Below are 23,721 nucleotides of genomic sequence, written 5' to 3'. Positions count from 1 at the left end.
GAATCCCGATATCGGTAGGCTGGGAGGTATGACGACCCCGGCGGAACGATACGCTGCCTTCCGTCAGAGCCAGGCTGAGAGTGGGCCGGCGCTGACCTCGTTCCGCGGCCTGTACGACTTCGAGCTGGATGACTTCCAGATCGACGCCTGCCGGGCACTGGAGGCGGGCGACGGGGTCCTCGTGGCAGCACCCACCGGCTCGGGAAAGACGGTCGTGGGCGAGTTCGCCGTGCACCTGGCCCTGGCGGAGGGCCGCAAGTGCTTCTACACCACCCCGATCAAGGCGCTGTCCAACCAGAAGTACAACGACCTGGTCAGGCGGTACGGCGCGACCAAGGTGGGCCTGCTCACCGGTGACAACAGCGTCAACGGTGAGGCTCCCATCGTCGTCATGACGACCGAGGTGCTGCGCAACATGCTCTACGCCGGCTCCGGCACCCTGACGGGGCTCGGCTTCGTCGTCATGGACGAGGTCCACTACCTCGCCGACCGGTTCCGCGGCGCGGTCTGGGAAGAGGTGATCATCCACCTGCCCGAGTCGGTGCGGCTGGTCGCCCTGTCCGCCACGGTCAGCAACGCCGAGGAGTTCGGCGAGTGGATGGGAGAGGTCCGCGGCGACACCAGCGTCATCGTCGACGAGCACCGCCCGGTCCCGCTCTGGCAGCACATGCTCGTCGGCAACCGCATCTACGACCTGTTCGTCACCGGTGACGAGGACCGTCGCCCCCAGATCAACCCCAACCTGCTGCGCATCGCCAGGGACGAGGAGCGCCAGGCGTACGGCAGGGGCCGCCGCGGCTACCCGCGGCCCCGCAGGAACGGCCCGCCGGACCGGGCCGCGGCCATCGAGCGACTGGACGCCGACGCCCTGCTGCCCGCGATCACGTTCATCTTCTCCAGGGCCGGTTGCGACGCCGCCGTCATGCAGTGCCTGCACGACGGCATCCGGCTCACCACCGACGCCGAGCGCCACGAGATCCGCCAGATCGTCGACGAGCGCACCGCGCACCTGCCCGACGAGGACCTGGCCGTGCTCGGCTACCTCGAGTGGCGCGACGCCCTGGAGCGAGGCCTGGCCGCCCATCACGCGGGCATGCTCCCGGCCTTCAAGGAGGTCGTCGAGGAGCTGTTCACCCGCGGCCTGGTCAAGGCCGTGTTCGCCACCGAGACCCTCGCGCTGGGCATCAACATGCCCGCCCGCTCCGTGGTGATCGAGAAGCTCGACAAGTGGAACGGCGAGACCCACGCCGACCTCACCCCCGGCGAGTACACCCAGCTCACCGGGCGAGCCGGGCGCCGCGGCATCGACGTGGAGGGCCACGCGGTGGTCCAGTGGCAGCCGGGCACCGATCCCCTCCAGGTCGCCGGCCTGGCCAGCACCCGTACCTACCCGCTGCGCTCCAGCTTCCGCCCCTCGTACAACATGGCGGTCAACCTGGTCGGCCAGGTGGGCAGGGAGCGGGCCAGGACGCTGCTGGAGTCCTCGTTCGCGCAGTTCCAGGCCGACCGGGCCGTGGTGGGCATCGCCAAGCAGGTGCGCCGGGCCGAGGAGGCCCTGGAGGGCTACCGCCAGGCGATGACCTGCCATCTGGGCGACTTCGAGGAGTACGCCGCGATGCGCAGGGCCCTGTCCGACAGGGAGGCCGAGCTGTCACGCCAGCGCGGCGCGGCCCGCAGGACGCAGGCGCTGCGCTCGCTGGAGGCGCTCAAGCCCGGCGACATCATCAGGATTCCCGGCGGGCGCCGCGCCGGCCTGGCCGTCGTTCTCGACCCCGGCCTCAACTCCCGGGGCGAGGGCCCGTCCCCGCTGGTGCTGACCATCGGCAAGCAGGTCAAGAAGCTGTCGCCGGCCGACTTCCCCGTCCCGGTCGAACCGGTCGAGCGTCTGCGCATCCCGAAGAACTTCAACGCCCGCTCACCGAAGGAGCGGGCCAACCTGGTCTCCTCGGTACACGCCAAGATCGGCGACCGGGACTTCGGCAAGCCCGTCAGGGCACGCGACCACGCCGCCGAGGACGAGGAGATCACCCGCCTGCGCCGGGAGATCCGCCGGCACCCCTGCCACGGGTGCGACGAACGCGAGGACCACGCCCGCTGGGCCGAGCGCTACCACAAGCTGCTCCGCGAGACCGAGGGGCTGCGCCGCCGGGTCGAGGGCCGCTCCCACGTCATCGCCCGCACCTTCGACAAGGTCTGCGGGGTGCTCGACCAGCTCGGCTACCTCGACGGTGAGAGCGTCACGACCGAGGGCCGCCGCCTGGCCCAGCTCTACACCGAGCTGGACCTGCTGACCGCCGAGTGCCTGCGCGCCGGGCTCTGGAACGACCTGGACCCGGCCGAGCTGGCCGCGTGCGTCTCCTCGCTGGTCTTCGAGTCCAGGCAGGCCGACGACGCCCGCCAGCCCAGGATCCCCGCGGGCGGCGCGCAGCAGACGCTGGCCGACATGGTCCGTCTCTGGAGTGAGCTGGAGTCGATCGAGAGCGACCACGGGCTGTCGTTCATCAGGGAGCCCGACTTCGGCTTCGCCTGGGCGGCCTTCCGCTGGGCCAGGGGTCACACCCTGGACTCCGTGCTCCGAGACGGCGCCGGTGGCGCGGAGCTGGCCGCGGGAGACTTCGTACGCTGGATGAAGCAGCTGCTCGACCTTCTCGGCCAGATCTCCAATGCCGCCCCCGGCGGGAGCAAGGTCAAGCAGAACGCGAGCAAGGCGATGGACGCGCTGCGTCGCGGGGTGGTGGCCTACTCGTCCCTGGCCTGAGCCGGGCCGTGCGGGGGGCGTACCGGGTACGGCCGGTTTCCCGGACGAGGCGCGATCAGGCCAGGCTGAAGCGGACCTCGCGGGTGGTCGGGTCGGCGCGCGTCAGCCGCACGCGCACGCTCCTGCCCAGCCCGAGCCCCTCGCCGTCGCAGCGGGCCACCACCGCCGGATCGGTGAGCTGCACCTGGCCCCACGGCCGGTCCTCGGCCACGTCGATCACCACCGCCTCGAACGTCTGGCCCACCCGCTCACGGAGCACGAAGGCCTCCACCAGGTCCACGCACGCCCGCTCGACGCCGTTCACGCGCCGCCCGGTGGCGTGCATGATCTCCGGCAGCTCGTCCATGGCCTCCTGGACGTCCTGCGGCACCGGCTCGCCCGCCGCGATGGCCAGGCAGATCTCCGTGGCGTAGCGGTCGATGAGCCGGCGCAGCGGCGCGGTCACATGCGCGTACGGCGCGCCCACCGCGGCGTGCTCCGCCTGCGAGGGGGGCTCGCCGTTGAAGGCCACGTAGCCGGCGCCGCGCAGCAGCACCGTCGACTCCTGCAGGAACGCGGCCTGCTTGGGGATCTTCGGGTCGAGGGCGTGCACGACGTCGCCGTACCCGGCACCCTCCGGCCAGGGCACGCCGAGTGCCGCGGCCACCCTGCGGACCTGGGCGACCCTCTCGGCGGGGGCGGGCGGCAGCACCCGCAGCAGGCCGATCTCCGCGTCCAGCATCATCGAGGCGGCGGCCATGCCCGTCAGCAGCGAGATCTGCGCGTTCCACGCCTCGGCCTCCAGCGGGGCGCGCAACTCCAGCCGGTAGCCGTCCCCGTCCGGAACGACCTCCTGGTCGGGGGTGGGCAGCGTGACGCCGCCTCTGGCCCGCTCCAGGGCGAGCCTGAGCCGGCCGATCTCGGCCAGCAGCCGCAGCGTGCCGTCGGCGGTGCCGGTGTCGATCGCGGCCTGCGCGTAGTCGTAGTCGAGCCGTTCGCGGCTGCGCACCAGCGCCCTGGTCACGTCCGCGCCCATGATCCGGCCCTCCGCGTCGAGGTCGACGCACCACAGCGCGGCGGGCCGCGTCACGCCCGGCAGCAGGCTGGCGGCGGCCTCCGACAGCAGGGGCGGGTGCAGCGGCACGCGCCCGTCGGGCATGTAGACCGTCTCGCCCCGGGTGCGGGCCTCGGTGTCGATCGCCCCGCCGGGCCTGACGAACGCCCCGACATCGGCGATGGCGTACCAGACGCGGTAGCCGCCGGGCCGCTCCTCCAGGTGCACGGCCTGGTCGAGGTCCATCGCCCCTGGAGGGTCGATGGTGATCAGTGGCAGGTCGGTCCGGTCCAGCCGGGGCAGGGCGGGCACCTCGGCGACCCACTCGGCCTCGTCGACCGCCGCCCGGGGAAACCCCTCGGGCAGCTTCATCTCACGGCGGATCCGTTCGAAACCGTCGTCGAGCCGGGGATGGGACTCTCCGGGTACCCGGATGCTCTTGTGAGGCACAGGGAGCAACCTACCGGCTTGCGGCGGTCCCGCCCCACCGACTAGGGCGAAATGGTCAGATCGGACATTCGGCGGGTGGGTCAGAGCGCGGAGGTCAGGCGTTCCAGCGGCCCGCCCAGGCCGTAGCGCTCGCTCAGCGCCGCCAGGGCGTCCGGGTCGCGGGGCTTGGTCGGGAGCGTGAGGTCGGTCTCGGGCAGGGGCGCGTCGCGGGCGACCCGGACCACCTCGGGGGCCACCCGCAGGTAGTCGCGGGCGGCCGACAGCCTGGCACGCTGGCCCGAGGTCAGGTCGCCGTCCCCGTCGACGGCGCGCAGCAGCGCCTCCAGCGAGCCGAACCGGGTGATCAGAGCCGCCGCGGTCTTGTCGCCCACCCCCGGCACGCCCGGCAGGCCGTCACTGGGGTCGCCGCGCAGGGTGGCGAAGTCGGCGTAGGAGCGGCCGGGGATGCCGTACTTCTCGGCGACGGCGGCCTCGTCGACCAGCTGGAGGTTCTTGACCCCTCTGGCGGTGTAGAGAACGCGGACCGGCCGGGAGTCGTCGACCAGCTGGAACAGGTCGCGATCGCCGGTGACGACGTCGACCTGGCCGCTCGCCCGTGCGGTGAGCGTGCCCATCACGTCGTCGGCCTCGTAGCCGGGCACGCCGATGCGGGCGATGCCCACCGCGTCGAGCACCTGCTCGATCACCGGCACCTGCGGGGCGAGCGTGTCCGGAGTCTCCTCGGCACCGTCCTCGGCGACCCTGTGGGTCTTGTACGTGGGGATGGCCGCCACCCGGAAGGCGGGGCGCCAGTCGGCGTCCATGCAGGCCACGAGCTCGTGGGGAGAGTGCCGGCGGACCAGCATGGCGATCATGTCGATGACGCCGCGCACCGCGTTGACGGGCATGCCCTCGGGCGAGGTCATCGACTCGGGAATCCCGTAGAAGGCGCGGTAGTACAGCGACGGGGTGTCAAGAAGCATCAGGCCGGGCATGGCGACCATTTAACCAATCAGCCGAGCACCCCGATGGCCAGAACGCAGGTGTCGTCCTCGGGATTGGGGCCGCCGATCACCTCGATGAGCTGATCGAGCCCGTCGTTCGGATCCCCCCTCAGCAGGGCCGCGGCCTCCATGGTCAGCGCCAGGCCCTCGTCGATGTCCCGGGTGCGCCGCTCCACCAGCCCGTCGGTGAAAAGCAGCAGCAGGTCGCCCTCCCGCAGCTCGACCCCGGCCAGCTCGTACGGCTCGTCGGGGGTGGCGCCCAGCAGCACCCCGGCGGGCGGGTCGAGCTGGGTGGCGGTCCCCTCGCGGACCAGGATCGGTGCCGGGTGCCCGGCCTGTCCCCAGGTGAACATCCTGGTGGCCGGGTCGAGGTGACCGACGATCGTGGTCGCCGTCGTCTCCGGCATCCGGTGCAGCACGAAGTCGTTGAGCCAGGCCAGCAGCCGGTCGGGGGAGTGGCCGGTCATCGCGAGGCCGACCAGGGCGTGCCGCAGCTGGGCCATCTGGGAGATCGCGGGCATCCCGTGCCCGGCCACGTCGCCGATGGCCAGCAGCACCCTGTCGTCGGGCAGGGGAACGGCGTCGTACCAGTCGCCGCCGAGGCTGGGCTTGGCGTCCGCCGCCACATAGCGGACCGCGATGCGCGCGTGCGGCAGGTCGATGGTCTCTCCAAGGCCGGGCATTATCGCCTCGCGTAGCGCGAGGCTCATGTGGTGTTCCTGCTCGGCCTGCTCGCGGACCCGCAGCAGCTTGCTCCGCGACTCGGCCATGATGCGCTCGGCGCGACGTCGGCAGGTGATGTCCTGGACGACACCGTGCACGGCGGCGTGACCGCCGGTCACGACGGGGTCGAGTACGGCGCGAAGGTGGCGGAGCTCGCCGCGGCGGCGGATGCGGAACTCGACCTCGCCGGGCTCGGCCCGGTGCATGACGGACCACAGACGCAGGTCGAGGTCGGGACGATCGGTCGCCTCGACGTGGCCGGCCAGATCGCGCAGGTGAATCGGGCCGTCGCCGGGATCTCGGCCGAATATGGTGTACACCTGATCGGACCAGGTGGACTCTCCGGTCTGAAGATTCCACTCGGTCCAGCCCATATCGCCCAGGCGTTCCGCGTGCGCCAGGCGGGTGTTGAGGAGTTGCCGCTCCACGGCCATGTGCTCGTCCGGTTCGTCTGGCAACCGCTGCGCCATCTCAGCGGCGATCGACGGAGCCGAACCGGTCACTTGGTCGTTTCGTGGGTGGAGGGGGGGCTGGTGGCCGCCCACTACGCCGACCATGTAGCTCGCTCTCGGAATGTATGGCTTTGCGGACATTTTGCCAACAAAATGTGATCGTACTTCAACGGATTGTAGTGGCGGGGCTGTCGTCGTACCTTCCTTTTCCTGAGTTTCGGTCCCGGGGCCGCTCCCGGATGCATCGCCGCTCCGCCCGGGATTAGATTGGTCGGTGTGACGACGGAGTCCTCTGATCTCTATCCCGTGACCCGCCTGGAGGCCGCCCGCGAGGCCGCCGCCACCGCCGGGCTCGACGCGCTGCTGCTCACGCCAGGCCCAGACCTGCGTTACGTGACCGGTTATGAGGCGCTGCCGCTGGAGCGGCTCACCTGCCTGGTGCTCCCGGTCGTGGGTGAGGCGTTCCTGATGGTGCCCCGCCTGGAGTTGCCCGCTGCCGAGCGCTCTCCGGCATCCAGGCTCGGCGTGGAGTTCGTCCCCTGGGACGAGACCGACGACCCGTACGCGGTCGTCGGCGGGCGTTTGGGCGCGGTTGGAAAGGTGGGCCTCGCCGACCGGATGTGGGCGATGCAGTCGCTGCGCCTGCGCGATGCGATCCCCGGAGCCGAGCAGGTGCTCGCCGGGACGGTCCTGCGCGGGCTGCGGATGCGCAAGAGCCCGGCCGAGGTGGCGGCGCTGCGCGAGGCGGGCGCCGCGATCGACGCCGTCCACGCCCAGGTGCCCGGCTTCCTGCGGGCCGGCAGGACCGAGCGGGAGATCGGCAGGGACATCGCCGAGGCGATCATCGCGGCCGGGCACTCCACCGTCGACTTCGTCATCGTCGGCTCCGGTCCCAACGGCGCCAGCCCGCACCACGAGCTGTCGGACCGGATCGTCAGGGAGCGCGAGCCGATCGTGGTCGACATCGGGGGTCAGATGCCCGGCGGCTACTGCTCGGACTCCACCCGCGTCTATGCCATCGGCGAGCCTCCGGCGGGCTTCCTGAAGTACTACGAGGTGCTCAGGCACGCCCAGCAGGCGGCCTGCGACGCCGTGCGTCCCGGGGTGCCGTGCGAGGCGATCGACGCCGCCGCGCGAGACGTGATCGCGGCCGAGGGGTACGGCGACTACTTCATCCACCGCACCGGCCACGGCATCGGCCTGGAGACCCACGAGGAGCCCTACATCGTCGCGGGCAACGCCGAGCCGCTGGCGCCCGGTTTCGCCTTCTCCGTCGAGCCGGGCATCTACCTGCCCGGGGCACACGGCGCCCGCATCGAGGACATTCTCATCTGCACGGAGGAGGGCGGCGAGCGGGTCAACCACCGCACTCGCGAGCTTGTGGTCGTCTGACGGGTGCCCCGGCAGGCCCCTGTCCGGTCGCGCCCCGGGGGGGAGCCGCGATCGTCCGGCGGGTGCCAGAATCGGGGTGGCCGGCGACCCCGGCCACCCACCTTCGTCGTCCGCGCCAGGACCTGGAGCACGCGGATGCGATCCCCTCCCCCCGAGCCCAGGGGAGGGGTCTCCACGTTGGAAGGATTCAGATGACCGTTGAGCGCGTTCTGCCGACCGGTGACGCCCATGACCTGCTGGACCTGGTCCGCGACCTGATCGGCAAGGAGGTCGCCCCCCGGGCCGCGGCCGACGAGTCCGCCGAGCGCTTCCCCCGGGAGGTGTTCACCACGCTGGGCCGCGCGGGACTGCTCGGCCTGCCCTACCCCGAGGAGCATGGCGGGGCGGCACAGCCGTACGAGGTCTACCTGCAGGTGATCGAGGAGCTGGCGGCCGGCTGGCTGGCGGTGGGGCTCGGCCTGTCGGTTCACACCCTGTCGTGTTTCCCGGTGGCCGCCTACGGCACCGCCGAGCAGCGCGCCGCGCTGCTTCCCCGGATGCTGGGCGGTGAGTGGCTGGGCGCCTACTGCCTGTCGGAGCCGCAGTCGGGGTCCGACGCCGCCGCGCTGGCGACCCGGGCGGTTTCCGGCGAGGACGGTTACACGGTCGACGGGGTCAAGGCCTGGATCACCCACGGCGGCGCCGCCGACTTCTACACGCTGATGGCCCGTACCTCGGCCGACGGCGCGCGCGGCATCTCCTGCTTCCACGTGCCCGCGGGGACGGAGGGGCTGTCGTTCGGCGCGCCCGAGCGGAAGATGGGCATGAGGTCGTCACCGACCGCCCAGGTCCGCTTCGACGGGGTGCGACTGGGGCCGGAGGCGCTGCTGGGCGCCGAGGGGGAGGGCTTCAGGATCGCCATGGCCGCGCTGGACGGCGGCAGGCTCGGTATCGCCGCCTGCGCCGTCGGCGTGGCGCAGGCCGCCTTCGAGGCCGCCACCGCGTACGCCGCCGAGCGCCGCCAGTTCGGCTCGCGGATCGTCGACTTCCAGGGCGTCGGCTTCATGCTCGCCGACATGGCCACCCAGATCGCCGCCGCCCGCGCCCTCTACCTCGACGTCGCCCGGCTGCGCGACGCGGGCCGGCCCTACGGCACGCGGGCGGCGATGGCGAAGCTCTTCGCCACCGACATGTGCATGAAGGTCACCACCGACGCGGTCCAGGTCCTCGGCGGCTACGGCTACGTGGAGGACTTCCCGGTCGAGCGTTACATGCGGGAGGCCAAGGTCCTGCAGATCGTCGAGGGCACCAACCAGGTCCAGCGCCTCGTCATCTCCCGCGCCCTCGCCAGGAGCGACCGGGCGTGACGTCCCGACCGGCCGGGCGGTGAGCTCAGGCCCTGGCGGAGGGGATCCCGGTCGTCACCCCGAGGCGCCACCGGAGTTCTGGGGGCCGGTGTGGATGATGGCGGCCCACAGGTCCGGCCGGCCGGGGTATCGCTCGCGAAGGGCCAGGCTCGCACCGTGGACGGCGTCGGCGACGCCGGCGCCGGGCGGGACGCCGGGATCCAGCCGGGCGTAGACGTGGTCGGCCGCCTGCGCGGCGACATCGTCCCTGATCCCCCACAGCGTGGCGATGACGTGCTCGTAGCCCGCGAGCTGGAAGGCCGACGCCAGGTGGATCGCCTCGTCGGCGATCCTGCCTGTCGGGGCGGCGGTGTGGCATGCCGAGAGGTAGGCGAGCTCCGCGTGGGGCAGGTCCTGCCGGGCGATGTCCAGAACACCGAGCCGGTCGTGCCCCAGGGCCAGGTGGCTCCTGGACGGCCGGTGCGGATCGGCGTAGGCGTGACCGGCGAAGTGCAGCCAGGCGTGATCGGGGAGCGCGGCCAGCAGCCGCTCGCGGGAGACCGCTCCCAACAGGACCGACCCGGGAATCCGGTGCGCGATCCGCTCGGCCTCCTTGACGGTGGCGGGCAGGTCGCTCATCCCCGGTGTGCGGTCGACGGCCACGACCAGGGGACGGCGCGGACGTGGAGGCGCCGGCGGCTGCCGGCGGGCGTGCTGCAGGGCTCGCAGCGTGGAGGTGTACGAGGACACGACGTGGTCGAGCACGCCCGGTTCCCCCGGCCGCCCCGCCGCGTGCAGCGGAAGGTACGAGAGAGCGGTGGTCGGGCACCAGCAGACACGGGGAGCGGGCCCGCCGGGCGCGGAAGGTCCGGTGAGGCCGAGGGCGTCGAGGACCGGCGCGGCGACCGCGTCCCACAGCCAGCTCAGCGTCTCCTCGGCGACGCGTATGTCCACGGTGCCCTCGACGGCCAGGCGGAATCGTATGGCGTGCTGGAACGACCTGTCGCGGTCCAGGAGGGGAAGGTGGACGGAATCGACGCCGTCTTTCCGCACGATCAGGGCGTCGCTGCGGTAGGGACTCACATTGACGACCACCACGGGGTCCTCGCCCACGGTGGCGATCAGATCCTCGCCACGCGGGGGCACGAGAAGGCCCATCGCGTGAACCGCCCGCAGCGCCTCCTCCCACTCGGCCGCCAGGCGCCAGCGGTGCTCGGCGGTGAGGCCGCCGGCCATGGCGGTGCCGAGGACGGAGGGCTCCTGATCCAGCAGGCCGCGCAACCGCCGCACGCGGAGCGCCAGCTCCGGTGCCCGCTCCTCAAGCTCACCCAGGTCGGAACGGGTTTCCAGGGACTGGGCGAACAGCAGGCCCCGGCCGTACTCCAGCAGTTCCAGCGCCCGGACCGGCTGCCCCTGATGGAGGGCGCACGCCGCGGCGTCCAGGCCGAAGTAGGCGTTGCTCCCGAGCACGCGTTCCTGCTCGGCCCTGGGCAGCCTGCGGGTGGTGGCCAGGGGAAGCAGCCGTACGGCTGCCGCGAACCCGTCCGCGCCCTCCTCCCAGCGCCCGTGGTCGGCCGCGGCCTGACCCCATTTCCAGCTCGCGCGGAGCCGGTCGGACAGATTCCCGCTGGGGGACCGCGCTACCTCTCGCAGCGTCCGCAGCGCCTCGTCGAGATCGGCGGCATCGCCGCTCCGGGTGAATCGCTCCGTCATGGCGTCGCCGACGCCGATGGGGTCGTCCGCCTCGCGCAGCAGGCGGATGGCTTCGGCCAGCTCGCCGGGATCGCCGGTCAGCTGTGCGCGGCGCAGGAGGGTCTGCCCGAGTTCCTTGAGCCCCGCCTGCCGCTGCGCGTCCCCCGGGGGAGCAGCGGCGGCCGCGGCCCGGCAGAGCTCGACGGCCTCGTCCAGCGCGGGCCGCTCGCCTGTGTGGTCGAACCTGATCCTGAGCGCCCAGGCGAGCCCGGAAAGCAGCAGGGGAGTGTCCCGCATGGCGGGGTCGGTCTCGGCGACCGCCTGGCGCTTCCGTCTGATGCCCTCGTTCAGGCAGGTGGCGTCGCCGCTCGCCTGGAAGCGGAGGAGCTGGACCGTGCCGAGCAGGTCCAGATGCAGGGCCCGTCCCGAGGCCCCGGGCGGAACGGCGTCGATGCTCTCCTCAAGCGCGTCGGCGGCCTCGGGGAAGGCGGACAGGTCGCCGAGGTAGGCGGAACGGATGAGGATGACCTGCGCGTACGTGGGGAGAACCGTGTAACGGCCGGCCGACCGGAGGGGAAACATCTCCAGTGCCTCGCGGGCGATCCGCACCGCCTCCTCGATGTCCTCCTCACTGCCTCGCTCGGCGAATCGCATCGTCAGCGACATGGCGAGCCGCGGCACGATGAAGGAGTGATGCGGATCACCGGGATTCAGGCCGCCGGACGCCGCGCGCAGCGCCACGACCGCCTCCTCCAGGGCCGTTTCGTCCCCGGTGCGGATGGCCAGGTTCCGCAGCGCGCTGCCGAGCGCGCTCCGGGCGATGACCAGGTCCTTCGACGGCTCGTCCCCGAGCAGTTCCACCGCCTCCCGCAGCGACGCGACCGACTCGGCCAGCGACGCGTCGTCACCGTGGCGCAGGTACACCTCCTCCAGAACGCTTCCAAGGGTCGTCAAGCAGGCCGCCCGGATCGGATCCTCGGCGCGGACACGCGCCACGGCCTCTCGCGCCGCGTGGACGGCGTCGTTCAGCGCAGGCCCGTCGGCGGCGAGGACGTAGAGGTTCCGCAGCGTCATGGCGAGATCTTTCAGGCACGCCACCCGCTCGGGAGCTTCGGGAGGGAGCAACGCGGCCGCCCGGCGCAACAGCGTGGCCGCCTCCCGTAGCTCGGCCCCGTCCCCGGTTCTCATCGAGGACTCGGACAGCACCCCGCCGTAGGCCTGGAACACGGCGGCCTCCGCGGGATCGCCCGGAGGGCAGGCCTCAAGGGCGAGCCGGCCCGCATCGATCGCCTCCGCGATCACGGACGGGTCACCGCCGTGCAGGAAACGGTGATGGAGGACGGCGCAGAGACCCAGCGTGGAGCTGAGTCGTTCCCGGCTGCCGGGCGGGGCGCTCGCCCATGACCGCCGGAAGGCCGTGGCGGCCTCCTCCAGGAGCCGTAGGTCGCGGGAGACGTCGAAGTGGTTCGCCGCCGCGAAACCCAGGGCGTTCAGGTACTCGGGCGTCTCGGGGCTGCCGGAGGGGAGCAGGGTGACGGCCCGCCGGGCGGTCTCCACCGCCTCGTCGAGGGCGTCCCGCTCACCCGTCGAGGCGCACCACTCCATCGCGTACCAGGAGATTTCCCTCATCAGGGCCGGCAGCATCGGGTCGCCCTCGGGCGTCAGCGATTTCGCCACCATGAGGAGCAGCCGGCCCAGCGCGATCCTCTCGTCCTCGGTCGGCAAAAGGCGCAGCGAGCCGCCGTCCGGGTGAAGCACCCCGAGGAGCCGGTCACGATGGCCGGGGCGTCTCCGGCGCGTGTGCTGGATGAACGGCAGGACCTGCTCCGGCACCGTGAGCCCGCAGAGATCGGAGAGGTCGAGGAGGACGAACATGGCCACGAAGTCCGGTGAGTCCATGGCGAGGTCCGCGGAGCCGCGGTCGCTCGCCCGGTATCTGGCGCCGTACAGCATGCCGGTCGCGTAGAGGAGCACGGCGGTCTCCCGCGGTGGCAGTCCCTCGTGGTCGCGGAGCCAGCTGCCGGACCTGTACAGCAGTTCCGCGGCGGCGGCACTCGTCCAGGGGCTCAGCACCTGATCCGGACGGCCGTCGTTGATGATGCCGCCAAGGCGCGTCAGGACGTCCTGGATGGTGATCTCCACACCGTCTCCTCTCCGATCTTCCAAGAGTGCGCGACGGCGGAAGATCGGCCAAGATTGACTTCGTGAGAGAGCAGAGTTCCCCCATGTCCCCCGGCGGGGATCCGGCCGAGCGGGGTGTGACCGAGATGCTGCTCGGAGCGCTCGCCGGGTCGGCCCTGCTGCCGTTCCTCCAGGCGGTCGCGACCAAGGCCGGAGAGGATCTGTACACGAGGATCCGGGACCTCCTCTCCGGTGAGAGCCGCGAACGCGCCAGGACCTCGATCGCCGAGGCCGGTCATGTCACGCTGGCCGACCAGGGCTCGAAAACGATCGTGCGACTGCCCGCAGACCTTCCCGCCGACGCGGCGGCGGCGCTCCGAGCCCTGAGGCTGCCCCCGGCGGAGCCGGGGTGGCGCGTCGTCTACTGGGACGGGGCGCACCGCGTGTGGGTCTGCCACGAGGTGGACGCCCCTCCCCGGGGTGCTCTGCGGGTCGACGAGATCACCGGGGACACCCCGCCCGAGCCGGAGCCTCCGGCACAACCCCGCTAGAGCCCGTACGTCTCCAGCAGCCGCAGCCAGATCTCGCTGACCGTGGGGAAGGACGGCACCGCGTGCCAGAGCCGGTCGAGGGTCACCTCGGCGGTGACGGCGATCGTCGCGGCGTGCAGCAGATCGCCCACGGCCGGGCCGACGAAGGTCACCCCCAGCAGGACGCGGCGCCGCTCGTCCACCACCGCCTTGGCCATGCCGCGGTAGCCGTCGCCCTGCAGGTAGGCTCCCGACACCCTGCCCAGGTCGTACTCGACCACGCGGACGTCGAACCCCTCGGTGCGGGCCTGTGCCTCGGTCCGGCCGACCGCGCACACCTGCGGGTCGGTGAAGATGACCTGCGGCGCGCCGTAGCCGTCCGCCACGTCGCGCATTCCCGGCAGGTCGTCGGGCTCGCCCTTGACCCGCGCCGCGATGACGTCGCCGCACAGCCGTGCCTGGTACTTGCCCATATGGGTGAGCAGGGCGCGGCCGTTGGTGTCGCCCACCGCGTACAGCCAGCCGCCGGGGACGCCGGTCGCGCGCATGCTGTCGTCGACCTCCACCGAGCGCCCGGCCTCCAGGCCGACACTCTCCAGGCCCAGGTCGCCGGTGGCGGGGCGCCTGCCGGTGGCCACCAGCAGCTCGTCCGCCTCGACGGGCGGGCCCTCGGACAGGTGGAGCGTGACCGGGCCCCCCGGCCCGGGCCGCTCGACCTTCGTCACCTGGACGCCCTCACGCACCGTGATGCCCGCCCCGGTGAACGAGGCGGCCACCAGTTCCCCGGCGAACGGCTCCATCCTGCCGAGCAGTCCGCCGCGTGCCAGCACCGTCGTCTCTCTCGCGCCGAGTCCGTGCATGGCCTGGGCCATCTCGCAGGCCACCACGCCGCCGCCCAGCACGGCCAGCCGCCTGGGGACGCTTCTGGCCGCCGTCACCTCATGGCTGGTCCACGGCCTGGCCTCGGCCAGGCCGGGGATCGGCGGGACGACCGCACCGCTGCCGGTGGCCAGCACGACCGCGTGCCTGGCGGTCAGCGTGCGGACCGAGCCGTCCTGCGCGGTCACCGCGACCCGCCTCGGGCCGTCCAGCCGCCCGTGGCCGCGGACGAACTCCACGGGCACGCTCCTGATCCACTCGACCTGGCCGCTGTCGTCCAGGTGGGACACCGCCTCGTCGCGCCGGGCGAGCACGGCGGCGGTGTCGATCGGGCCCAGTGTCAGGCCCGGTACCCGGGCGACCTCGGCGGCCAGCTCCACCGGGCGCAGCAGTGCCTTGCTGGGGATGCACGCCCAGTACGCGCACTCGCCGCCGGCCAGGTGCCTCTCGACGATCGCGGCGGTCAGCCCTCCCCTGACCGCGCGGTCGGCGACGTTCTCGCCCGCCGGGCCCGCGCCCACAACCACCACGTCGAACTCGTCGGACACGACTTACCTCCCAGGCAGAACCGGTCATGGGCCCGCGCCGCTCCCGTGGCGCGGGTCGTATCAGCTTCGCACCCTCCGGTCCGGGCCGGAGCCACGTGCGTGGCTCCGGCGAGGCGCGGGGCCTCGCCCTCTCGCCGCCTTGTCGTCGATCGCCGCGGCTCCCTCCCCCCGCGTCGAGAGGCGCGGCCTGACCGGTGGTCCCCGCCACGGCAAGAGCCGCGGGCCAGGGGCGCGGCACAGGGCCTGGCGAGGGACGGGGCCTGGCGACGGGCGGGACGTCCCGCGCGGGGTCGGGGCCGGTCGCTAGCGGCGGCGTCCGCGAGCCTTCAGGGCGGTCAGGGGAAGCTCGGGAGCGGGCAGCGGGGCGGCGCCGCCGGGCACCGTGCCGAACTCCTCGCCCTCCATCCACTCCTGCCGGAACCTGGCGATCTCCTCGTGGCTGCGGCCGACGAAGTTCCACCACATGACGATCCGCTCCTCGAACGGCTCGCCGCCGATGAGCAGCAGCCGACCGGCATCCTCGGCCCCTATGGCCAGCGCCGAACGCCCGCTGCCCAGGTAGAGCAGCGGCCCGGGGGACAGGTCCGTCTCGTCGACCCGCACGGTGCCGGACAGGGCCAGCGCGGCGTACTCGAAGCCGGGACGGAGCGGGACGGAGATCGCCGCGCCGGCCTCCAGCCTCACCTCGGCCCCGACCAGCGGGGTGTGGACCGTCGCCGGTGACGTGACGCCGCCCAGCTCGCCCATGATGACGGTCACCCTGGCGCCCGGCAGGGTCAGCTCGGGCAGCACCGGGTGGTGCTCGAAGGCCGGAGCCGTCTCGCGGGCGGCGGAGGGGAGCGCCACCCACAGCTGGACCCCGTGCAGGGCGGCCTCGGCGGCCGACTCCTCGGAGTGGGAGATGGCACGTCCCGCGGTCATCAGGTTGAGCCGGCCCGGTCTGATCAGTTGCTCGCTACCGACGCTGTCGCGGTGCAGGATCTCGCCCTCCACGAGCCAGCTGACGGTCTGCAGCCCGGTGTGCGGGTGCGGGGGGACGCTCATCGTCGTCTTCTCCGGGCCGTAGTGGTCGACGAAGCACCAGGCGCCGACCATTCTGATGTCCCGGTTCGGCAGGGTTCTGGTGACCTTCATCGCCCGCGGGCCGCCCAGCACCACATCCCTGCCGGCCAGCACTTCGGTCACCGGCTCCGCCACCACGTCCGCGAGGCCACCGCACGCCGACTCCCGCGGATCCGTTTCCAGGTTGCTCATTTCGCGACTGTACGTGCTGATCCGGCCGCCACGGGAACCGGGTCGCGAGATTGCCCGTGGGTTGGGACCGTGCCGTGACATCCGGGCGATGCGTGTGCTCTCCGGTGCCGTTACCGTTTACGGGATGGAGGAGATCGACCGCTGTATCGTCACGTTGCTGGCCAGGGATGGCCGGATGAGCTTCACCGATCTCGCCAGGGAGACCGGGTTGTCGGTGTCGGCGGTGCACCAGCGGGTGCGCAGGCTGGAGAAGCGCGGGGTGCTGCGGGGTTACGCGGCGCTGGTCGACTACGACGCCATCGGGCTGCCGCTCACCGCGTTCGTGTCCATCAAGCCGATCGATCCGGCCGCCGCCGACGACGCCCCGGAACGGCTGGCCCACCTGAGCGCCGTCGAGGCGTGCCACAGCGTGGCCGGGGACGAGAGCTACATCCTCAAGGTCCGGGTGGCCTCGCCGATCGCGCTCGAAGAACTGCTGAACCAGATCCGCACCGCCGCCAACGTCTCCACCCGCACCACGGTCGTGCTCAGCACGCCGTACGAGCACCGTCCCCCGGAGCCGGCCGGTACGGAGGCCGGTAAGCCCGACGAGCGCGCCTGAGCCCCGCGGGCGCAGGTTACTAAGTACCGATTTGCCGGACATGGGGTAGTTAATCCAAGCTGAACGGGTGTCTGCTAGGAAGATCATTATTGACTGTGACCCGGGGATCGACGACGCCCTGGCGCTCGCCCTCGCTCACGGGAGCCCCGACCTGAAGGTCCTGGGGATCACCACGGTCGGCGGCAACGTCGACCTGGCCAGGACCACGGACAACGCGCTGCGGCTCCGCGAGTTCCTGGGGTTCGGCGACGTACCGGTCACCGCGGGCAGTGCGGGCGCCCTGCTGCGCGCCCGGGTGGACGCGGCCGACGTGCACGGCGGCTCCGGTCTCGGGGACGCGCTGCTGCCTCCGGCGACGCTCCCGCCGGCCGCCGGGCACGCCGTCGACTTCATCGTCGAGACGCTCAGGGCCGACCCGGGCGAGGTGACCCTGGTCGCCATCGGCCCGCTGACCAACGTGGCGCTCGCGGTGCTCAGGGAACCGAGGATCGTCGACTGGGCGCGGGGGCTCACCATCCTCGGCGGGTCGTACACCCGGGGCAACTTCTCCCCGGCGGCCGAGTTCAACATCGCCGCCGATCCGGAGGCCGCCGCGATCGTCTTCGGCGCGGGCTGGACGGTGACCATGATCGGCCTTGACGTGAGCCGTGCCGCCATGACCACGGAGGCGGTGGCGGCCAGAATGGCGGCCATGGGCAGGCTCGGCACCGACCTGCTCATCCCGTGCGTGCGGTTCTACGGCATGATCACCGCCGACGACGGGCCCGCGATTCACGACGCCTGCGCGGTCGCCCACCTGATCGACCCGTCGCTGATCACCCTGGAACCCGCGGTCGTCGACGTCGAGACGGCGGGCCGCTTCACCTCGGGGATGACCGTGACCGACTTCAACCTCCGGGGCCGCGCCCCCAACGCCCTGGTCGGCACCTCGCTTGACGTCGGCCGCTTCTGGGACCTTCTGCTGGCCGTCTACGCGCGGGTCGCGGAGTCGATCGAACGCCGGGAGAAGCGCGTCGGACTTTGACCGGGAGACCTCGGGCGGGATGCCCGGTCCGGGGAGAGGCCGGACCGGGCCCCCGGGCCACGGCGACACGACGTCCACGAGCGGAGGTGGGGGCGCCGGTCACGTCGGCCGGTCGGTGCGTCAGACGCGCTGCCACAGGGCCGGTACGTTCGGCGGCTCCCATCCGGAGTAGGCCGTGTGCCCCTGGAGGCAGCGGTAGGTCACGCCGCCGTAGGTGACCTGGTCGCCGGCCTTGTAGTTCGTTCCGGCCTGCCACGTCCCGCCCGGCGGGGGGCTCGTGGTCGGCGTCGGGCTGGGCGACGGGGTGCCGACGATGTTGAGCACGAAGTCGAACGTCGCCTCCCTGCCGGAGCCGACCGTGCGCACGGTCATGACCAGTGACGGGTCGAAGATCGTGTCGGTGTTGTTGCGCGGTTCGTTCGGGAAGTAGAGCTGGGTGGTGAGCACCGGCCGGTTCGGGGCCTGGACCTTGACGTGGATGTGCCGGGTGCGTCCGGGATACAGGCCCGGAACGATCGTGGTCAGCTTGAACGCGCCCTGGGCGTCGCTGAACTGGTGCCCGCGGAAGCCGAATCCGCTGTTGTCGTAGGCGCCGTTGGTGTCCGCCTGCCAGAAGTCCAGAAGCGCGTTGGCGATCGGCTGGCACGAGCGGCCGAACACGTAGCCGCTGACGGTCAGCGGGACGCCCGGTGTGCCGGGCCCGACCAGTGAGGTGCGCCGTGGCGAGTTGGGCTTGAAATAGGGGCCCTCGGTCTGGGCGATCGTCGGGTCGTCGCCGTCGTCGCAGAAGGGGGTGGGGTCGAGCAGCCCGTCCGTCCGCTGCGCGTCGCGGGCCAGCACGGGGGCCTGGCCGACCAGCAGCGGGATCGGGGCGATGAGAGCGGCCTTCAGCAGGGTCTTGCGGCTGATGCCCCCGCTCTCGCTGCCGGTATTCTGGTGGTGGGTGTTCTCGGCGTCCACAATGGCCTCCTTGGCCTCCGGGGGGACGTGCCTGGACGCGACCTGTCGAACGCGTGCGGCGCCGGGGCGGCCGGTCGAAACCGGCACCGTGCGACACCGCCGCGGGGAACCGGCGGGACCTGGCAGCCTGGACGTGCACAAGGCTGACATTGGACGTGAGGCCGCAATACCCTCCATGTTTCTATAACTTTGCCATATGGCTACCGTGGTAATAATCATGCAGGTGAGGGCCGCCCGAATAAGGCTTTCGCCACGTCATACCAAATATTTATGACACGAATGGGATGACATGACCGGCGAAATTCCAATGGGGTGATTCACCTCGCGGATATCTCCGTTTCACCGCATGGGAACGGGGCGCCTCCGCGACGGCCGGGTCCTCCGCGTGAAGCCCGGGTGGCGACGGTTGTCTACAGCGTTCGACGCTGGGCAGGTACTTCCTGTGGACACTGGCGAAAGGAGCCGGCTGTGCCTGACAACGATGTACTGATCATCCGATTCCACCCGGTGGGGGGTGAGGACGTCTCCGTGACGAGCGGGGATTTCGACGGGGAGTCCGAGGCGGTGGAGGCGATCTCCCGTGCTCTGGACGAGCGGCGCAGCCTGGTGCTGACCCAGGTGAGATACGGCTTCGAGACCGAGATGATCGGCATGGTCGTCAACCTGGCCAACGTGGTGTCGGTGCGGGTGTCGAAGACGGACGGAGCCGAAGCCGGCCAGTACCTGTAACGGCTGGTCAGGGGAGAGGCGACCGCACCGCACGCGGGGACGAGGGGCTTCCCGATCACCTTCTCCCGGACGGCCCGGGGCGGAGACGCCCGTGACCGCACCGTGCGCGGGGAGCACCGCCTCCGCAGCCGGTACCCGGCGGCCCTCTCACCGAACTCCGCACCTGGATGCGACGCCGGGGGAGAGGACCGATCTCCGGGAGGGGGCGGGTGAGCCGGGCGCGTCTCAGGTCAGGGCGTGGAAGTGGGCCCGCAGGCGGGCCCTGGCCTCCTCGGTGGCGCCGAGGGCGTCCAGCCCCAGGAGGGCGGCACCCATGATGGGGGCGACGTCGGCGACGATCGGCTTGGCCTGCGGGGCCCGCTCGGCGAAGCCCCGCTCGAGCAGCTCGCTCATCAGCGGGTCGCGGGCGGTGAGCACGCCGCCGCCCAGGACCACCTCCATCGGCACGGCGAGCAGGTCCAGGCGGCGCAGCGCGACCACCGCGAGCACGACGACCTCCTCGGCCATCCGCGCCACCAGCGAGCGGGCCACCCCGTCACCCTGGGCGGCGACGGCCATCAGCACCGGTACCAGCTCGTTCAGTCTGCCGTAGGGCAGCTCGCCGAAGTGGATGGCCAGGGACACCTCCTCGACGGTGCGGGTGCCGAAGTGCCCGCGGATCGCGGAGGTCAGCGCGCTGGCGGGACCCCGGCCGTCCTCGGCGCGTACGGCGTGCCAGAGCGCCTCCTCGCCGAGGCCGAGACCACCGCCCCAGTCGCCGGTGAGCCGCCCCAGGGCCGGGTATCTCGCCACCTCCCCCGAGGGGGAGACCGCCACCGCGTTGATGCCCGCGCCGCACACCACGGCCACGCCCGCGGGGCCCGAGGCCCCGGCGCGCAGCAGCGCGAAGGTGTCGTTGCCGACGGTCACCTCCGTGCCGTACCCCCGCAGGAGGATCTCCGCGCGGAGCGCGTCCTCCTCCACCGGCAGGTCCGCGCCCGCCACGTAGGCGGCCACGTGGTCGGCGTACGGTGTCCTCGCCCCCTCGCCGAGCGCGGAGCGCACGGCGTCGCCGATCACGTCGATCGCGGCCCCCACCCCCGCGGTCTGCGGCTGGAAGGCGCCGCCGCGCCCGGTGGCGATGACCGAGCCGTCCTCGCCGACCAGCGCGACGTCGGTCTTGCTGTTGCCGCCGTCGACGGCCAGGACCGTCCTCACGCGTTCGCCCAGGACAGGTGCCCGCGGTTGGCCTCGATCAGGCGCCGGGCCAGGTCTTTCGAGAGTGCGGCCTGCCCGATCAGCGGGTGGGCCAGCAGCGCGTCGGCGACGCGGTCCTCGCCGCCGTGCAGCGCGGCCGCGAGCGCCAGCGTCTCGTACGCCGTGACGTGGGCGATGAGCCCGGCGAAGAGCGGCTCCACCGGGTCCACCGGCAGCGCGGTCGCGCCCGCCGCGGTGATCGTGGCCGGGACCTCGATGACCGCCTCGTCGGGCAGGAACGGCAGCGTGCCGTCGTTGCGCAGGTTGACCACCTGGGTGTCGCCGCGGTCGCCGACCAGCGAGGCGATCAACGCCACCGCGGCCTCCGAGTAGAAGGCCCCGCCGCGCTTCTCCAGGAGTTCCGGCTTGGTGTCCACGGCCGGGTCGGTGTACATCTCCAGCAGCGCCGTCTCCATCGCCGAGACCTCGGCCGCGCGCGACGGCCTGGTCCGCTGCTCGGCCACCACCAGGTCGTGCTCGTAGAAGTAGCGCAGGTAGTAGGAGGGGACCACGCCCAGGTGCCGGATCAGCGCGGCGCTCAGGCCGACGTCCTCGGCGATCTTCGCACCGTGGCTCTCCAGCAGCCGCGGCAGCACGTCGACTCCGTCCAGGTGGACGGCCCGCTCCCAGGTGAGGTGGTTCAGGCCGACGTGGCCCAGGGAGATCCGCTCGGGGGCGACGCCCAGGTTCGCGGCGAAGCGGCGCTGGAAGCCGATGGCCACGTTGCACAGGCCGATGGCCCGGTGCCCGGCCTCCAGCAGCGCCCTGGTGACGATGCCGACGGGGTTGGTGAAGTCGACGATCCAGGCGTCGGGCGCGTGCTTTGCGACCTTCTCGGCGATGTCCAGCACCACCGGTACCGTGCGCAGCGCCTTGGCCAGCCCGCCCGCCCCGGTCGTCTCCTGGCCGACGCAGCCGCACTCCAGGGGCAGGGTCTCGTCCACGTCCCGCGCGGCCTGGCCGCCGACGCGCAGTTGCAGCAGGACCGCCCCCGCCCCGGCGACGCCCTCCTCGACGGAGGTGGTGGCGACGACCGCGGCCGGATGCCCGGCCCGCGCCAGCATCCGGCGCGCCATGCCGGACACCGGTTCCAGCCGGCGGACGTCCGGGTCGACCAGCGCGATCTCGGTCAGTGGAAGCTCGTCGCGTAGCCGCGCGAACCCGTCGATCAGCTCCGGCGTGTACGTCGAGCCGCCCCCGACAACGGCGAGTTTCACCCTTTTACTCCTGTCAGCGTGACGCCCTCGATGAAGACCCTCTGGGCGAAGAAGAACACGATGATCACCGGGGCCATGACGAGCAGGGTCGCCGCCATGGTGAGGTTCCACTGCACGCTGTGCAGTGCCCGGAAGGACGCCAGCCCGAGGGAGAGCGTCCAGTTTTCCTCGTTTATCTGGGCGTAGAGCAATGGACCGTAGTAATCGTTCCAGCAGTAGAAGAACTGGAACAGACCCACCGCCGCTATCGCCGGACGCGCCATCGGCAGGATCACCCTGATCAGGGTCTGGAAGTCCGAGCACCCGTCCACGCGGGCGGCCTCGGTGTACTCCCTGGGGATCGTGACCAGGAACTGCCGGAGCAGGAAGATCGAGAAGGCGTCCCCGAACAGCATCGGCAGGATCAGCGGCCACAGCGTGCCGGTGAGGTCCAGGCGCGCCCAGATGAGGTAGACGGGGACCGCGACGACCTGTGGCGGCAGCATCATCATCGTGATGACCGCGAGGAAGGCGAGTCTGCGCCCGCGGAAGCGGAAGCGGGCCATCGCGTAGGCCACCGGGATCGACGACAGCAGCATGAACGCGGTGCCGAGCCCGGCGTACAGGAACGTGTTGCCCAGCCAGGCCAGCAGCCGCGACCTGGTGAACACCTCGGCGAAGTTGCCCCAGTTCCAGGTGTCCGGCCACAGGTCGCCGGTGAGAGTCTGGTCGGTGCTCATGAGCGCGGTCAGCGCCACGAACACCAGCGGAGCGACGAACATCAGCGACAGCGCCACGGCGATGGCGTGGGTGGCGATCCAGTACAGGACCCTGCGGGTACGCGGGCCGCGCGCGGGGGAACCCTGCGCTGCGAGCTTCATGGCCAGGGTCGTCACCGGTCCGCTCCCTGGTCGAACGCGCGGAACCGGCGGAGCAGGACGAGGGTGAAGAGCGTGGAGACCGCGAACAGCAGCAGGGCCAGCACGCAGGCGTAGCCCATGCTGAAGTCGCGGAAGCCCACGTGGAACAGCCACTGGGCCAGCGTCAGCGTCGACAGTTCGGGGTAGCCGGGGACGAAGGCACTGCCGGGGGAGTCGGTGACCCCGGCGGCGACCCGGGAGGCGATCATCGCCTGGGTGAAGTACTGCAGGGCGTAGATGACGCCGGTGACCGCCGAGAACATCAGCACCGGCGAGATCGTCGGCAGCGTGATGCTCCTGAACTGCCGCCACCCGCCGGCCCCGTCGATCGCGGCGGCCTCGTACAGATGCTTGGGCACGTCGAGCAGGGCCGCGAGGAAGATCATCATGGTGTTGCCGATACCCCACATGGCCAGCAGGGTCAGGCCGGGTTTGGCCCAGTTCGGGTCGCCGAACCAGTCGGGTGCGGTGATCCCGGAGAGTTCGATGAACTGGTTGAAGGGACCCGAGGGGTTCAGCAGGAACACGAAGGAGACGGTCCCGGCCACCACCGGGACCAGCGAGGGCAGGTAGAAGAGGGTGCGGAAGAAACCGGCCCCCGCCTTGAGGCGGGTGAGCAGCTGCGCCACGCCCAGCCCGAAGATCACCTGGGCGGGGACCATGAAGACCGTGAACCAGAGCGTGTTCCTGATGGAGACCCAGGCCCGGTCGTCCACCAGGAAGTAGCGGTAGTTGTCCAGGCCGACGAACTCCAGGGTGAACAGGTCGTAGCGGTGGAAGGAGAAGTAGACGGTCGCCGCGAGGGGGTAGGCGAAGAACACCGCGAACCCCACCAGCCAGGGCGATATCCAAAGGAGGGCCACCAGGCCCTCACGGCGCCGCCACCTGGGCGGCGCCGCGTGGACGATGCTCATC

Annotated in this window: 18 protein-coding genes; 7 read left to right on the top strand and 11 right to left on the bottom strand. The window is 71.8% G+C overall.

The features are described from left to right. Positions 1 to 28: 28 nt before the first annotated feature. Entirely contained in the window at positions 29 to 2,758 is a 2,730-nt protein-coding gene (locus ACWD3H_RS07495; protein ID WP_451954414.1) for a DEAD/DEAH box helicase, read from the top strand. A 55-nt stretch (positions 2,759 to 2,813) separates the two neighbouring features. Here ACWD3H_RS07495 and ACWD3H_RS07490 read toward each other — a convergent pair whose 3' ends face one another. The 3 genes from ACWD3H_RS07490 to ACWD3H_RS07480 form a co-directional block, all read right to left on the bottom strand. Next, the gene (locus tag ACWD3H_RS07490; RefSeq protein ID WP_451954413.1) at positions 2,814 to 4,241 is read right to left on the bottom strand and encodes an RNB domain-containing ribonuclease; all 1,428 of its coding nucleotides are present in this window, start codon (positions 4,239 to 4,241) and stop codon (positions 2,814 to 2,816) included. An 80-nt stretch (positions 4,242 to 4,321) separates the two neighbouring features. Then, positions 4,322 to 5,215 (bottom strand): 5'-3' exonuclease, encoded by an 894-nt coding sequence (locus tag ACWD3H_RS07485; protein WP_451954412.1) that lies wholly within the window; start codon positions 5,213 to 5,215, stop codon positions 4,322 to 4,324. Positions 5,216 to 5,232: 17 nt separating this feature from the next. Beyond that, positions 5,233 to 6,405 (bottom strand): PP2C family protein-serine/threonine phosphatase, encoded by a 1,173-nt coding sequence (locus tag ACWD3H_RS07480; protein WP_451954411.1) that lies wholly within the window; start codon positions 6,403 to 6,405, stop codon positions 5,233 to 5,235. A 270-nt stretch (positions 6,406 to 6,675) separates the two neighbouring features. Between ACWD3H_RS07480 and ACWD3H_RS07475 the strand changes: the two genes are divergently transcribed. Then, entirely contained in the window at positions 6,676 to 7,791 is a 1,116-nt protein-coding gene (locus ACWD3H_RS07475; RefSeq protein WP_355561371.1) for a M24 family metallopeptidase, read from the top strand. A 191-nt stretch (positions 7,792 to 7,982) separates the two neighbouring features. Continuing rightward, the gene (locus ACWD3H_RS07470) at positions 7,983 to 9,137 is read left to right on the top strand and encodes an acyl-CoA dehydrogenase family protein (RefSeq protein WP_451954410.1); all 1,155 of its coding nucleotides are present in this window, start codon (positions 7,983 to 7,985) and stop codon (positions 9,135 to 9,137) included. Positions 9,138 to 9,191: 54 nt separating this feature from the next. On the opposite strand, the gene ACWD3H_RS07465 is transcribed toward ACWD3H_RS07470, so the two are convergent. After that, a complete protein-coding gene (locus tag ACWD3H_RS07465) occupies positions 9,192 to 12,950 on the bottom strand; it encodes a CHAT domain-containing protein (protein WP_451954409.1) in 3,759 nt (1,252 codons plus the stop codon). 62 nt (positions 12,951 to 13,012) lie between these two features. On the opposite strand from ACWD3H_RS07465, the gene ACWD3H_RS07460 reads away from it, so the two are divergent. Continuing rightward, entirely contained in the window at positions 13,013 to 13,480 is a 468-nt protein-coding gene (locus tag ACWD3H_RS07460) for a hypothetical protein (protein ID WP_451954408.1), read from the top strand. On the opposite strand, the gene ACWD3H_RS07455 is transcribed toward ACWD3H_RS07460, so the two are convergent. Together ACWD3H_RS07455 and ACWD3H_RS07450 are read right to left on the bottom strand one after the other, a co-directional pair. After that, positions 13,477 to 14,886, bottom strand: coding sequence for a dihydrolipoyl dehydrogenase family protein (locus ACWD3H_RS07455; RefSeq protein WP_451954407.1), 1,410 nt, complete (start codon positions 14,884 to 14,886; stop codon positions 13,477 to 13,479). The two genes, ACWD3H_RS07460 and ACWD3H_RS07455, sit on opposite strands and share 4 nt — an antisense overlap. A gap of 303 nt (positions 14,887 to 15,189) precedes the next feature. Then, a complete protein-coding gene (locus tag ACWD3H_RS07450; protein ID WP_355567034.1) occupies positions 15,190 to 16,140 on the bottom strand; it encodes a pirin family protein in 951 nt (316 codons plus the stop codon). A 124-nt stretch (positions 16,141 to 16,264) separates the two neighbouring features. Between ACWD3H_RS07450 and ACWD3H_RS07445 the strand changes: the two genes are divergently transcribed. Further along, a complete protein-coding gene (locus tag ACWD3H_RS07445) occupies positions 16,265 to 16,741 on the top strand; it encodes an Lrp/AsnC family transcriptional regulator (protein WP_350919324.1) in 477 nt (158 codons plus the stop codon). 67 nt (positions 16,742 to 16,808) lie between these two features. Beyond that, the gene (locus ACWD3H_RS07440; protein WP_355567030.1) at positions 16,809 to 17,765 is read left to right on the top strand and encodes a nucleoside hydrolase; all 957 of its coding nucleotides are present in this window, start codon (positions 16,809 to 16,811) and stop codon (positions 17,763 to 17,765) included. 120 nt (positions 17,766 to 17,885) lie between these two features. Here the strand turns inward: ACWD3H_RS07440 and ACWD3H_RS07435 are convergent, their stop codons facing one another. After that, positions 17,886 to 18,725, bottom strand: coding sequence for a dioxygenase family protein (locus ACWD3H_RS07435; RefSeq protein WP_451954406.1), 840 nt, complete (start codon positions 18,723 to 18,725; stop codon positions 17,886 to 17,888). A 468-nt stretch (positions 18,726 to 19,193) separates the two neighbouring features. Here ACWD3H_RS07435 and ACWD3H_RS07430 point away from each other — a divergent pair, with 468 nt between their 5' ends. Continuing rightward, positions 19,194 to 19,454: a hypothetical protein gene (locus ACWD3H_RS07430; RefSeq protein ID WP_350919333.1), complete on the top strand. Its 261-nt coding sequence runs from the start codon at positions 19,194 to 19,196 to the stop codon at positions 19,452 to 19,454. A 225-nt stretch (positions 19,455 to 19,679) separates the two neighbouring features. On the opposite strand, the gene ACWD3H_RS07425 is transcribed toward ACWD3H_RS07430, so the two are convergent. Genes ACWD3H_RS07425 through ACWD3H_RS07410 form a run of 4 tightly spaced genes read right to left on the bottom strand, consistent with a single transcriptional unit; the run spans position 19,680 to position 23,720 of the window. Further along, on the bottom strand, positions 19,680 to 20,651 hold the full coding sequence (locus tag ACWD3H_RS07425) for an N-acetylglucosamine kinase (protein WP_355567023.1): 972 nt from the start codon (positions 20,649 to 20,651) through the stop codon (positions 19,680 to 19,682). Next, entirely contained in the window at positions 20,648 to 21,907 is a 1,260-nt protein-coding gene (locus ACWD3H_RS07420; protein ID WP_451954405.1) for a 6-phospho-beta-glucosidase, read from the bottom strand. Before ACWD3H_RS07420 ends, ACWD3H_RS07425 begins: the two co-directional genes overlap by 4 nt. Next, positions 21,904 to 22,782, bottom strand: coding sequence for a carbohydrate ABC transporter permease (locus tag ACWD3H_RS07415; RefSeq protein WP_451954404.1), 879 nt, complete (start codon positions 22,780 to 22,782; stop codon positions 21,904 to 21,906). Before ACWD3H_RS07415 ends, ACWD3H_RS07420 begins: the two co-directional genes overlap by 4 nt. Then, complete coding sequence (locus ACWD3H_RS07410) at positions 22,779 to 23,720, bottom strand: carbohydrate ABC transporter permease (protein WP_451954403.1); 942 nt, start codon at positions 23,718 to 23,720, stop codon at positions 22,779 to 22,781. The genes ACWD3H_RS07415 and ACWD3H_RS07410 overlap by 4 nt, the downstream gene beginning before the upstream one ends. Position 23,721 lies beyond the last annotated feature (1 nt).

The sequence above is a fragment of the Streptosporangium sp. NPDC002607 genome, assembly GCF_053592655.1.
Note: the sequence above shows the minus strand (reverse complement) of the source record. Positions and strands in the feature narration are given on the sequence as shown.

Coding starts and splice junctions, on each gene's coding strand:
- ACWD3H_RS07495 (WP_451954414.1), top strand. CDS start 29: ATGACGACCCCGGCGGAACGATACGCTGCCTTCCGTCAGAGCCAGGCT.
- ACWD3H_RS07485 (WP_451954412.1), bottom strand. CDS start 5,215: ATGCCCGGCCTGATGCTTCTTGACACCCCGTCGCTGTACTACCGCGCC.
- ACWD3H_RS07470 (WP_451954410.1), top strand. CDS start 7,983: ATGACCGTTGAGCGCGTTCTGCCGACCGGTGACGCCCATGACCTGCTG.
- ACWD3H_RS07450 (WP_355567034.1), bottom strand. CDS start 16,140: ATGAGCAACCTGGAAACGGATCCGCGGGAGTCGGCGTGCGGTGGCCTC.
- ACWD3H_RS07445 (WP_350919324.1), top strand. CDS start 16,265: ATGGAGGAGATCGACCGCTGTATCGTCACGTTGCTGGCCAGGGATGGC.
- ACWD3H_RS07410 (WP_451954403.1), bottom strand. CDS start 23,720: ATGAGCATCGTCCACGCGGCGCCGCCCAGGTGGCGGCGCCGTGAGGGC.